Here is an 11,623-nt window from a genome sequence, read left to right as displayed (position 1 = left end):
GACCTCATGGTCAAGCCGCGGATCCGGCCGAAGGTCGCCGTCGTCCTCGTCTACACGGCCGCGATGTGCATGAACGGCCTGGACTCGACGATCGTCAACCCGGCCCTGTTCACCATCGCGGAGGACTTCGGCCGCCCGGTGGCGGCGGCGAACACGGTCGAGACGGCGTTCCTCGTCGCGCTCGCCCTCGCGCTGCCGGTCGCGGGCTGGCTCGGCGACCGGTTCGGCACGAAGCGGGTGTTCCTGCTCGCGCTCGCCGCGTTCACCGCCGCGTCGGCGGTCTGCGGCCTCGCCCCCGACCTCACCACCCTCGTGGTGGCGCGGGCCGCCCAGGGCCTGGCGGGCGGGCTGCTCACGCCGGTCGGCATGACGCTGCTGTTCCGGGCGTTCCCGCCCGAGGAGCGGGTGAAGCTCTCCAAGGTCCTCATCGTGCCGACCGCGCTGATGCCCGCGCTGGGCCCCCCGCTCGGCGGGTTCCTCACCGAACACCTCTCCTGGCACTGGCTGTTCTTCGTCAACGTGCCGGTGGGCGCGGCGGCCGTACTGATCGGCGCGCTCGCGCTGCGCGAGCACGTGGAGGGTACGGAGGGGCGCTTCGACCGCACCGGCTTCTGGCTGGCGACGCCCGCGCTCGGACTCCTCACGTACGCGCTGGGCTTCGGGCCCTCGCACGGCTGGAGCCGCCCTTCGGTCGCGATCAGCGCGATCGCCGGAGCGGTGCTGCTCGTCGCCGCCGTCGTGCACCAACTCCGCTCCCCCGAACCCCTCCTGAAGCTGCGGCTGCTCGGTGACCGGGTCTACGGTGCCGCGTCCGCGCTCGCGCTGTTCAGCGCGGCGGGCCTGATGGGCGTCCTGTTCGTCTTCCCCCTGCTCTACCAGGCCGCGCTCGGCGCGTCCGCGCTCGACGCGGGCCTGTCCGTCTTCCCCGAGGCGCTCGGCCTGATGCTGGCGTCACAGGTCGTGGACCGGCTCCTGCCGCGACTCGGTCCGCGCCGGCTCGCCGTACCCACGCTCCTCCTCGCGGCGGGCGTCTTCGCGGCGCTCGCCGCGCCCGGTGTCGCGTCGCACGCCTGGGCCGTGCGGGGGCTGATGTTCGCGGTGGGCCTGGTCCTCGGCACGGCGGTCCTGACCATCCAGATCGCCGGCTTCGAGGACGTGTCCCCCGGGGACATGGGCCAGGCGATGGGGCTCTTCCAGATCGTCCGTACGCTGGGCGGGGCGCTCGGGATCGCCGCGTGTGCGGCGGTGATCGGGGGGCATGGGGCGGGGGTCTCCGACCCCGGGCCGTATCGGGTGGCGGTGCTGGTCACTGCGGGGCTTGTGGCGGCCGGATCGGCGCTGGCCACACGGCTCCCTCGGTCGGTCGCCGGTCCCCCCGGCCCGGCCTAGTCGACTCCACGCGCTCGGCACCACGCCGACGTTCCTCACCGGGTCCCCATCCCGCGGGCCCGCGCGGGCTGGCCGCGCAGTTCCCCGCGCCCCTTAAGAACCGTCCCCGACCTCCGCACCACGACGATGCGGAAGGCCCCGCCCGGTTCGCAACCCGCGGGCCCGCCGTGGCTGGCCGCGCAGTTCCCCGCGCCCCTTAAGAACCGTCCCCGACCTCCGCACCACGACGATGCGGAAGGCCCCGCCCGGATCACATCCCGCGGGTCCGCCGTGGCTGGCCGCGCAGTTCCCCGCGCCCCTTAAGAACCGTTCCCGACCTCCGCACCACGACGATGCGGAAGGCCCCGCCCGGTTCGCAACCCGCGGGCCCGCCGTGGCTGAGCGCGCAGTTCCCCGCGCCCCTAAAAGGCCGCCCCTGACGGGGCCCGGCGCCGCTTGGGGGCGCGGGCAAGCGCAGTCGTTCTTCAGGGGCGCGGGGAACTGCGCAATCTTTTGGGCGCGCCACCACGTACCCGCACCCCACAAACCCGGCGGAGCCCCGTCACGGGGCCAGGAGACGGGCGAGGCCCGTCGACAGGCCGCCACGCCAACACGCGTAGTCATGGCCCCCGTTGAACTCCTCGTACGTCACCTCATAGCCCCGCGCCCGCAAGACATTCCGCAGCCGGCGATTCTCCGCGAGCAGCATCCACTCCTGCGTACCCACCTCCAGGTGGATCCGGACAGGACGGCGCGGAGCCTGGGCGTACTGGCGGGTGAGCCATTCCGGGCCCGCGCCGTCGGGGGCGTTCTCGTCGGGCCACCAGAACGAGCCCGACTGGGAGAGCGCACGGCCGAAGCGGTCGGGACGGCGATGGACCGCGTACGCCGCCGTGAGGCCACCCGCACTCTGCCCCGCCACCACCGTCCGCCCCACCGGCACCACGACCCCGTGCGCCGAACCCACCCACGGCACCAGCACATCGGCGAGCCAGTCCACGAACTCCCCGCTGCAGCTGAGGTCTTCCCTCCGCCGCCCCATCGTGTCCACGAGGAGCAGCGCGGTCGGCGGCAGCTCCCCCGCCGCGTGCAGCCGGTCGATCATGCGGGGCGCGTCCAGCACGGGCTGCCCCCACATCTCCCCGTCGAGCAGCACCGCGAGGGCGAGCGCGGGTGCGGCCGGCAGGTGGAGCGTGACGCGTCTGCCGTCCACCTCGGCCTCCAGGGTGCGCCCGCCCCGCACCTCGTCCCCCGCGACGTACGGCTGCGCGGGCGCGTCCGGGAGTTCCATCACGGAGGCGGGGTTGCGGCCGTCGCGGGACGCAAGACCGGGGGCCGCCGCGTACGGGTCGGGCAGGGCCTCGTCGAGGACCTTCAGCCAGGCGGCGCGGTCGGTGCGCAGCGTCTCCTCGCGGGGGCCGCGGGCGACGTGGAACTGGTAGGAGGCCCGGTGGTCGGCGCGCAGGCGGTGGCTGATCGCCCAGACCCCGGTGCCGGGCACCCGCTCGGTCAGATGCGGCGCGAGGTCGCCCGCGTGCCGGTCCTTGTCGGTGACGGTGTGCAGCAGCGCGAGGACGTCGGTGGCGGGGTCCTCAGGATCGTCCCGCCACAGGAACGTGACGAGCCGGTACGCGGGATCCCCTTCCGGGTCGGCCTCGACCAGCGGGGTGCCCCTGGCCTCCATCCGGTCCCAGAAGTCCCGCTCGGCGGCGGGGACTTCGGCACGTACGGCCTGACGGAGCGTACGGAGCAGCGGACTGCGCACGACGAAACCTTTCTGAACTCAGACTCAGACGCGAGTGGCCGCGGACCTGCCGAGCAGCACCCACAGCAGGAACGGCCCGCCGAGGACCGTCGTGACGATGCCCACCGGCAGTTCCGAACCGTCGAAGGCGATGCGGCCGAGCGTGTCGGCGACGACCACGAGGACCGCGCCGGTCAGCATCGAGCCGACCAGCGGCACCCGCAGCGGCCCGGCGAGGCGGGACGCGATGGCGGGCGAGGCGAGGGCGACGAAGCCGACCGGCCCGGCGATCCCGACGGCGAGACCGGCGAGGGCGACCGCGAGGAGCAGGCAGATGAGGCGGGTGCGCCCGGCGTTGGAGCCGAGCGAGGCGGCGGTGGCGTCGTCGAAGCGGAGCACGCCGAGGTGGCGGGCGACGGCGAGGGCGAGCGGTACGAGGACGGCGAGGCCGATGAGGACGGGTACGGCCACGGAGTAGCCGCGCCCGTTGAGGCTGCCGGACGTCCACACGTACAGCGAGCTCGCCGAGTTGAGGGAGCGCCGGGAGAGCACGACCTGGGTGGCGGCGGAGGCGAGCGCGGACATCGCGAGGCCGACGACGAGGACGCGGTAGCCGCGCTGCCCGAGCCCGCCGGAGACGACGGTCACCACGATCACCGCGACCAGCGCGCCGATCGGGCCCGCCCACCAGGCGCCGAAGGACCCGGAGGCGCTGAAGGTGACGGAGACGAGGACGGCGGCGGTGGCGCCGTCGTTCACGCCGAGCAGCTCCGGGGTGGCGAGGCGGTTGCGGGCGAGGGTCTGGGTGAGGCAGCCGGCGAGGCCGAGCGCCGCGCCCGCGGTGAGCCCGGCGACGATGCGCCCGAGCCGGAACTTCTGCACGAGCAGGACGTCGAAGTGGTCGCCGTACCCGAAGACGGCTCGGAAGGTGCGGCTGACGCTCATGTCGCTCTGGCCCGCGTACGCGGACAGCACGACGGCGACCACGAGGAACGCGGCGAGCAGCAGCGCGGCGAAGGTGGCGCGCCGCGCGACGAGGAAGGAGAGGGGCCCGCGGCGCAGCACGAACGTGTCGGCGGGCCGCACCCGGGGGACCTTGCGCGGGCTCCGGCGCGGCACCGGCCACCGCCGCTTCCTCGCGGCCGTCCGCTCCTCCGTCGCGGGTTCCGTCATCCCCATCGTGGCCAGTTGCTTGGACCGGACGATGAGGATCAGGACCGGGGCGCCGATCAGCGCGACGATGACGGAGACGGGCGCCTCGTACGGCCGGGAGACGACCCGGGCCGCCACGTCCGAGACGGTGAGTACGCACGCCCCGATGAGTCCGGCGAGCAACAGCCGCGCGGGCAGCCGGGTTCCGGCGATGGCGCGGGCGAGGAATCCGGCGAGCAGGCCGAGGAAGGAGATGGGTCCGGCGAGCGCGACGGCGGCGGCGGTGAGCAGGGTCACGCCGACGGCGACGACGGTGCGGATCACGGGCGGCCGGTGCCCGAGGCTGCGGGCGAGGTCGTCGCCGAGCGCGAGGGCCGAGAGCGGCCGCGCGACGAGCAGCGCGACCAGGAAGCCCGCCACCAGGACCGGGGCGAGCCGCCCCAGCTCCCCGTATCCCTCGACCCCGGCGAGCGAGCCGAGCACCCAGAAGCGGAACTTGTCGTAGGTCTCGGCGGAGTTGACGACGATGACGCTGGTGAGCCCGCCGAAGGTGGCGCCGAGCGCGGACCCGGCGAGCACGAGCCGCATGGGGGAGCCGCCGCCCTTGCGCCCGGCGATCAGCAGGACGAGGCCGCTCGCCACCACCGCGCCCGCGAACGCGCACACCAGATAGGCGTATCCGGAATCGAGCCCGAGCAGCGCGATGCCCGCGACGACGCCCAGCGACGCACCGGCGTTGACGCCGAGCAGCCCGGTCTCGGCGAGCGGGTTGCGGGTGACGGCCTGGAGCAGACAGCCGGCCACGCCGAGCGCGGCGCCGACGAGTACGGCGGTGAGCGTACGGGGAACGCGCAGATCGCCCACGACGAGGTCGAGCCGCGAGTCGCCGCGCGCGCCACCGCGGTTGAGCAGGTAGTCGAGGACGCCTCCGGCCCCGACCTCGCCCGCGCCGACGCAGAGCGAGAGGCCCACGAGCAGCACCAGGGCGACCACGAACCCGGCCACGGCGAGCGCGACGGACCGCCCGGCGGGACGCCCGGGGACCGGCTCAGGGGGGCCGTCCGGCTCCAACTCGTCCCGAACGGCGTCGGGTTGGGCAACGGAGGCTGTGGTGCCCGCACTCGGCATGCGCATAAGGTGAGGCTAGCCTAACTATTTGAACGGGACAGCGACCTCTGGGCAGAAGTTATACGTTAGGTTAGGCTTACCTAAAAAGTTGGGGGAGGTCGCTCACACCATGCCAGAGCACATACCGCAGGAGCCGGGCGAGTTCGCCGGGCGCACCGCGCTGGTGACCGGCGCGGGCCAGGGCATCGGCGCCGCGGTCGCCACCGCGCTCGCCGCGCGCGGCGCCCACGTCGTCGCCACCGACCGCGACGCGCACGGCATCGACGAACTGGCCGCCGCCTCCCGGGGCACGGCCGGGCAGGTCACGCCCCGCGTCATGGACGTCACGGACCCGACCGCCGTGGCCACCGTCATCGGCGACGTCGTCCGCGACCACGACTCCCTCGACCTCCTGGTGAACGTCGCGGGAATCCTCCGCACCGCCCCCGTCGCCGAACTGACCGACGCCGACTGGGCCGACACCTTCGCCGTGAACACCACCGGCGTCTTCCACACCTCCCGCGCCGCCGCCGCGCACATGACCGCGCGCGGCTCCGGCTGCATCGTCACCGTGGCCTCCAACGCCGCGGGCATCCCCCGCACCGGCATGGCCGCGTACGCCGCGTCCAAGGCGGCGGCCACGATGTTCACCAAGTGCCTCGGCCTGGAGATCGCCCGCAGCGGCGTGCGCTGCAACGTGGTGGCCCCCGGCTCCACGGACACGGCGATGCAACGGTCCCTGTGGACGGACGACGAGGCCCCGCAACGCGTCATCGCGGGCGACCCGGAGACGTACCGCACCGGAATCCCCCTGGGCCGCATCGCCGCCCCCGAGGACATCGCGGAGGCGGTCGTGTTCCTGGCCTCCGACAGAGCCCGCCACATCACGCTCCAGGAGCTGTACGTGGACGGCGGCGCGACACTCCGCTGAGAGCCGCACCGGCCCGCGGCCGCGAGTCGGCCCGAGGGGCCGTGGCGGCAGGTACGCCCGGAACACATCGGGCCACCGTGGCGGGCGATCCCGCCTCGGGCACCAGCCCCGCGACGGCGTGCACGGACCCACCGCCACGGCCCCGGCCCCGGTCCCCGCACGCGCACCACCCACAAGCGAACGCGCATCCGCACCCCGCGCAACCACCCAGAATTGGAGCCCCCGTGTCGACGGCACCCGAGGTCGCCACGCACGTCACCGCGACGACGACGGCCGAACAGGCCCATCCCGCCGTAGGAGCGGCCACCGCCCTCCTCGACGCCTACACCCCAGGCGAACGGTTCCTCGCGACGCCGACCCGCACCCTGCTCGCCGAGGGCGTCCACGCCCAAGTCCCGCACGACGAGAGACCCGTGGCGCACCGCGTGGCGGAAACCCTCGCCGAAGCCCGCCGCTCCGGCCAGGCCAAGCCGTACGTCGTGGGCGCGATCCCCTTCGACCACACGGCCCCTGCCGCCCTCGCCGTGCCCCGGGCGCTGCGCACCGCGCCCCCGCTGACCGCCGACCCCCTGATCGCGCTCCCCGCCGACCCGCCGGACGCCACCGAGTGGCGGATCCGTCCGGTCCCGACGCCCGAGGCGTACGGCGCGGGCGTGGCCTCGGCCGTGGAGCGCATGTGGCGCGGCGACTTCAGCAAGGTCGTCCTGGCCCGCACCCTCGAACTCACCGCGCAGGCCCCCCTGGACCTGCCCGTGATGCTCCAGCGCCTGGCCCGCCGCGACCCCTCCGGGTACACCTTCGCGCTGCCGACGGCCCCCGGCCGCACCCTGATCGGCGCCAGCCCCGAACTCCTGGTCTCGCGCCGGGGCCAGCAGGTCGTGGCGAACCCCCTCGCGGGCTCCACGCCCCGCAGCGACGACCTCGCCGAGGACGTGCGCCGCGCCGCCGCGCTCCTGGAGTCCGCCAAGGACCTGCACGAGCACGCGGTCGTGGTGGACGCCGTGCACCAGGCACTCGCCTCGTTCTGCACGGACCTGACGGTCCCGGCCCGCCCGACCCTCATCCGCACGGCGACCATGTGGCATCTGTCCACGACGGTCACCGGCACGGTCGCCTCCCCCGACACCTCCGCCCTCGAACTGGCCTGCGCGCTGCACCCGACCCCCGCGGTCTGCGGCACCCCGACGGCCACGGCACGCGAGGTGATCCGCGAGACCGAGCCGTTCGACCGCGGCTTCTTCACCGGCATGATCGGCTGGGGCGACGCCAACGGCGACGGCGAGTGGGTCGTGACGATCCGCTGCGCCGAGGCCGAGGAGCGCAGCCTGCGCCTGTACGCGGGCGCGGGCGTCGTCGCCGCTTCGGAACCCGAGGCGGAGACGGCGGAGACCGGCGCGAAGTTCCGTACGTTCCTGAACGCGGTGGGAGCCGAGCTGTGAGCACCTCCGAAACCCCCACGTGGCCAGAGGAGTTCGCCGACCGCTACCGTGCGGCGGGCTGGTGGCGCGGCGAGACGTTCGGGCAGATGCTGCGCGACCGGACGGCCGAGCACCCCGACCGGATCGCGATCGTCGACCCGGCGTCGGACCGCCGCTGGACGTACGCGGAGCTGGATCTCCGCGCCGACCGCCTCGCCGCGGGCCTGCTCGCCCGGGGCATCGCCAAGGGCGACAAGGTCGTCGTCCAGCTCCCCAACATCGCCGAGTTCTTCGAGACGGTCTTCGCCCTGTTCCGGATCGGCGCGCTGCCCGTCTTCGCGCTGCCCGCGCACCGCGAGACGGAGATCAGCTACTTCTGCGCGTTCACGGGCGCGGCCGCGTACGTCATCCCCGCCGAGCACGGCGGCTTCGACTACCGCGGCCTGGCGACGAAGGTCCTGGCCGAAGTCCCTTCCCTGCGGCACGTGTTCGTGGCCGACGGCGACCCGGGGGCGTTCGAGGCGCTGTCCGCCCTGCCCACGGAACCCACCGGGATCCCGGACCCGCCCGCCCCCTCCGACCTGGCGTTCCTCCAGCTGTCCGGCGGTTCCACGGGCGTACCGAAGCTGATCCCGCGCACCCACGACGACTACATCTACTCGCTGTGGGGCTCCAACGAACTCTGCGCGGTGGACGAGTCGTCCGTCTACCTGGTCGCCCTCCCCGCGGCCCACAACTTCCCGCTCTCCTCGCCCGGTTCGCTCGGCGCGCTGTACGCGGGCGCCCGCGTGGTGCTCTGCCCGCAGCCCAGCCCCGACGTCGCCTTCCCGCTCATCGAGTCCGAGGGCGTCACCATCACCGGCCTGGTGCCCCCGCTGGCCCTGGTCTGGACGGAGGCGGCGCCCGCCACGGCGTACGACCTGAGCACCCTGGACGTACTCCTGGTGGGCGGCGCCAAGTTCAGCGAGGAGGCGGCCCGCCGGGTCAAGCCCGCGCTCGACTGCACGCTGCAACAGGTGTTCGGCATGGCCGAGGGCCTGGTCAACTACACGCGCCTGGACGACGACACGGAGACGATCGTCACCACGCAGGGCCGGCCGATCTCGCCGGACGACGAGATCCGCGTCGTCGACGACGAGGACAACGACCTGCCCGTCGGCGAGACCGGCCACCTCCTGACCCGCGGCCCCTACACGATCCGCGGCTACTGGAACGCGCCGGAGCACAACGCCCGTTCGTTCACGGCCGACGGCTTCTACCGCACCGGCGACATCGTGCGCCTCACCCCGAGCGGCCATCTGGTCGTCGAGGGCCGCGCCAAGGACCAGATCAACCGCGGCGGCGAGAAGATCGCCGCGGAGGAGGTCGAGAACCACATCCTCGCCCACCCCGCCGTGCACGACGCCAACGTGGTCGCCGAGCCCGACCCGTATCTGGGCGAGCGGACCTGCGCGTACGTGATCCTGCGCGCGGGCGCCGAGCCGTTGAAGCCGATCGCCGTCAAGAAATTCGTACGGGAACGGGGCCTCGCGTCGTACAAGGTGCCGGACCGCGTCGAGTTCGTGACGGCGTTCCCGCAGACGGGGGTGGGCAAGATCTCCAAGAAGGACCTCAGAGCCGCCTCCGCCGCCCCCTCCTCCTCCCCGCAAGCCTGAACGGAACGCCCCTCACCATGGCCCTCCCCGCCATCACGCCCTATCCGATGCCGTCCGCCGACGCGCTGCCCGCCAACCGGGTCGACTGGACCGTCGACCCGTCCCGCGCGGTGCTCCTCGTCCACGACCTCCAGAACTACTTCCTGACGGCGTACGACCGCGAGAAGTCCCCGATCCCCGAACTGCTCTCCGCCGTACGGGAGTTGAAGGAGCAGGCGGCGCGCCTCGGCATCCCGGTCGTGCACACCGCGCAGCCCGGCGGCCAGACCCCCGCCGAGCGCGGCCTCCAGCAGGACTTCTGGGGTCCAGGCCTGCCCGACGACGCCGAGGCCGCGGCGATCGCGCCCGAGATCGGCCCGTCGCCCGCCGAGACGGTGCTCACCAAGTGGAAGTACAGCGGCTTCGTCCGCACCGACCTCCTGGAGCGGCTGCGCGAACAGGGCCGCGACCAGCTGGTCATCACCGGCGTCTACGCCCACATCGGCGTCCTGATGACGGCGTGCGACGCGTGGATGCAGGACATCCAGGCGTTCGTGGTCGCCGACGCGGTGGCCGACTTCTCCGCCGACGACCACGCGATGGCGCTGCGCTGGGCGGCGGGCAAGTGCGCGGTGGTCACCACGGCCGACGCCGTCTTCGCCGCCAAGGGAGACTGACCGGCATGACTCTGACCCTCGATCAGCTCCGTGCCGACGTCGCCGACGTGCTCGGCGAGGACCCGGCCGACATACCCGCCGACGAGAACCTCGTCGACTACGGCCTCGACTCCGTACGCCTGATGACCCTCCTGGGCCGCTGGCGCCGCGACCACGGGGTCACGGCGTCCTTCGCGGACCTGGCGGAGCAGCCGGCCCTGGAGAAGTGGGTGCCGCTGCTGGCGCCGGAGGCGTAAGCCGCACATACGCGAGAGCCGTCACCCGACGGCCTTTACTTGATGGTCGTGTCGCCGAGGGCCTCCAGCACCTGCCGGAGGCCCTCCGCCGCGTTTCCGACCAGTGCGGGGTCCACGTCGGCGAGGATCCGCCGGTGGCTCGCCAGGTGGTCGGCGAAGAGCGCCCGGGTCACCTCGTGCCCCCGCTCGGTGAGGCGGATCTTGACGGTGCGCCGGTCCTCCCCGTCGCGCACCCGCTCCACCAGCCCCTTGGCCTCCATCTTGTCGACGCGGTTGGTGATCGTGCCGGAGGACACCATGGACGCCTTCAGGAAGGTCCCCGCGGTCAGCGCGTAGGGCGGCCCGGAGCGCTGGAGCGTCGTGAGGACGTCGAACTCGCCGACGTCCAGGCCGTGTTTGGCGGCGGTCGCCTTGACGGACTTGTCGACCACCAGGCCGAGCCGCTGGACGCGCCCGAAGAGCTCCACGGTCCAGAGCTCGTCGGCCACGTCGGGGCGCTCCTTGGCCCACTGCCCGATGACCGCGTCCACGGCGTCGCTCATGGCCGTCACTCCTCTTCTCGTCTGCCGGGTCCGACCGCGCTTCACCGCGATCCCTCGAAGAGGAGTTTACCAGGACTAGTTCTCTTAGTTTCGAGATACTTGACTCTGGGAGAGTCGGATGTTTGTATCTCGCTATCGAGATTGCCGGATCCGAACAACAGGAGCTTCCGATGTCCGCACTGACCCTGCACACCACCGCCCAGGACCTCCTCTTCCGCGAGGCCCGCACCGCCAACAAGTTCACGTCGGAGCCGGTGACCGACGAGCAGCTCCAGGCGGTCTACGACCTGGTCAAGTACGCCCCCACCGCGTACAACCAGTCCCCGCTGAGGGTCGTCCTCGTCCGCTCCGACGAGGCCCGCGAGCGGCTCGTCGGCCTCATGGACGAGGGCAACAGGCCCAAGACGGCCTCCGCCCCGCTGGTCGCGATCCTCGCCGCCGACAACGAGTTCCACGAGGAACTCCCCGCGCTGCTCCCGCACTTCCCCCAGGCCAAGGACGTCCTCTTCGCCGACCGCACGGTCCGCGAGGAGTCGGCCCACCTCAACGCCACGCTCCAGTCGGCCTACTTCATCCTCGGCATACGCGCGGCGGGCCTGGCCGCGGGCCCGATGACCGGCTTCGACTTCCCGGGCGTCCAGAAGGAGTTCCTCGACGACGACCACACCCCGCTGATGGTCGTGAACATCGGCCGCCCCGGCCCGGACGCGTGGTTCCCGCGCTCGCCGCGACTGGCTTACGAAGAGGTAGTGACGGTGGCCTGACCCGCGGCCCACCCGCCTCCTCCCCTCTCCTCCCTTCCCTGCCTACGGAG

10 protein-coding genes are annotated in these 11,623 nt (G+C 73.2%); 7 read left to right on the top strand and 3 right to left on the bottom strand.

The window, feature by feature from the left end:
- The first annotated feature begins 6 nt into the window (after positions 1-6).
- Positions 7-1,389 carry a DHA2 family efflux MFS transporter permease subunit gene (locus ACIO9J_RS29595; protein WP_402006133.1) on the top strand — a complete coding sequence of 461 codons (1,383 nt, stop codon included), beginning with the start codon at positions 7-9 and terminating at the stop codon, positions 1,387-1,389.
- Positions 1,390-1,930: 541 nt separating this feature from the next.
- Here the strand turns inward: ACIO9J_RS29595 and fes are convergent.
- On the bottom strand, positions 1,931-3,133 hold the full coding sequence (fes, locus tag ACIO9J_RS29590; protein ID WP_402006130.1) for an enterochelin esterase: 1,203 nt from the start codon (positions 3,131-3,133) through the stop codon (positions 1,931-1,933).
- A gap of 24 nt (positions 3,134-3,157) precedes the next feature.
- Positions 3,158-5,398 (bottom strand): Fe(3+)-hydroxamate ABC transporter permease FhuB, encoded by a 2,241-nt coding sequence (fhuB, locus tag ACIO9J_RS29585; protein ID WP_402006127.1) that lies wholly within the window; start codon positions 5,396-5,398, stop codon positions 3,158-3,160.
- Positions 5,399-5,501: 103 nt separating this feature from the next.
- On the opposite strand from fhuB, the gene ACIO9J_RS29580 reads away from it, so the two are divergent.
- The 5 genes from ACIO9J_RS29580 (at position 5,502) to ACIO9J_RS29560 (ending at position 10,267) form a co-directional block, all read left to right on the top strand.
- Complete coding sequence (locus ACIO9J_RS29580) at positions 5,502-6,302, top strand: 2,3-dihydro-2,3-dihydroxybenzoate dehydrogenase (protein WP_402006124.1); 801 nt, start codon at positions 5,502-5,504, stop codon at positions 6,300-6,302.
- A 224-nt stretch (positions 6,303-6,526) separates the two neighbouring features.
- The gene (gene dhbC / locus ACIO9J_RS29575; protein WP_402006121.1) at positions 6,527-7,741 is read left to right on the top strand and encodes an isochorismate synthase DhbC; all 1,215 of its coding nucleotides are present in this window, start codon (positions 6,527-6,529) and stop codon (positions 7,739-7,741) included.
- Entirely contained in the window at positions 7,738-9,375 is a 1,638-nt protein-coding gene (locus tag ACIO9J_RS29570) for a (2,3-dihydroxybenzoyl)adenylate synthase (RefSeq protein ID WP_402006118.1), read from the top strand. Before dhbC ends, ACIO9J_RS29570 begins: the two co-directional genes overlap by 4 nt.
- A gap of 17 nt (positions 9,376-9,392) precedes the next feature.
- A complete protein-coding gene (locus ACIO9J_RS29565) occupies positions 9,393-10,031 on the top strand; it encodes an isochorismatase family protein (RefSeq protein ID WP_402006115.1) in 639 nt (212 codons plus the stop codon).
- A gap of 5 nt (positions 10,032-10,036) precedes the next feature.
- Positions 10,037-10,267: a phosphopantetheine-binding protein gene (locus ACIO9J_RS29560; protein WP_402006112.1), complete on the top strand. Its 231-nt coding sequence runs from the start codon at positions 10,037-10,039 to the stop codon at positions 10,265-10,267.
- 35 nt (positions 10,268-10,302) lie between these two features.
- Here the strand turns inward: ACIO9J_RS29560 and ACIO9J_RS29555 are convergent, their stop codons facing one another.
- Positions 10,303-10,809 carry a MarR family winged helix-turn-helix transcriptional regulator gene (locus ACIO9J_RS29555; RefSeq protein ID WP_402006109.1) on the bottom strand — a complete coding sequence of 169 codons (507 nt, stop codon included), beginning with the start codon at positions 10,807-10,809 and terminating at the stop codon, positions 10,303-10,305.
- Between the two features lie 170 nt (positions 10,810-10,979).
- Between ACIO9J_RS29555 and ACIO9J_RS29550 the strand changes: the two genes are divergently transcribed.
- Positions 10,980-11,573 (top strand): malonic semialdehyde reductase, encoded by a 594-nt coding sequence (locus tag ACIO9J_RS29550; RefSeq protein WP_402006106.1) that lies wholly within the window; start codon positions 10,980-10,982, stop codon positions 11,571-11,573.
- The last annotated feature ends 50 nt before the right edge of the window (positions 11,574-11,623 follow it).

This window comes from Streptomyces sp. NPDC087300, from assembly GCF_044744425.1.
Classification (GTDB): domain Bacteria; phylum Actinomycetota; class Actinomycetes; order Streptomycetales; family Streptomycetaceae; genus Streptomyces.
This window is presented reverse-complemented; position numbering and strand designations above follow the sequence as displayed.

Bases quoted from the DNA above. Each gene is read 5' to 3' on its own strand.
- ACIO9J_RS29550 (WP_402006106.1), top strand. From the start codon at position 10,980: ATGTCCGCACTGACCCTGCACACCACCGCCCAGGACCTCCTCTTCCGC.
- ACIO9J_RS29560 (WP_402006112.1), top strand. From the start codon at position 10,037: ATGACTCTGACCCTCGATCAGCTCCGTGCCGACGTCGCCGACGTGCTC.
- ACIO9J_RS29565 (WP_402006115.1), top strand. From the start codon at position 9,393: ATGGCCCTCCCCGCCATCACGCCCTATCCGATGCCGTCCGCCGACGCG.
- ACIO9J_RS29555 (WP_402006109.1), bottom strand. From the start codon at position 10,809: ATGAGCGACGCCGTGGACGCGGTCATCGGGCAGTGGGCCAAGGAGCGC.
- fhuB (WP_402006127.1), bottom strand. From the start codon at position 5,398: ATGCGCATGCCGAGTGCGGGCACCACAGCCTCCGTTGCCCAACCCGAC.
- ACIO9J_RS29595 (WP_402006133.1), top strand. From the start codon at position 7: ATGGTCAAGCCGCGGATCCGGCCGAAGGTCGCCGTCGTCCTCGTCTAC.
- ACIO9J_RS29580 (WP_402006124.1), top strand. From the start codon at position 5,502: ATGCCAGAGCACATACCGCAGGAGCCGGGCGAGTTCGCCGGGCGCACC.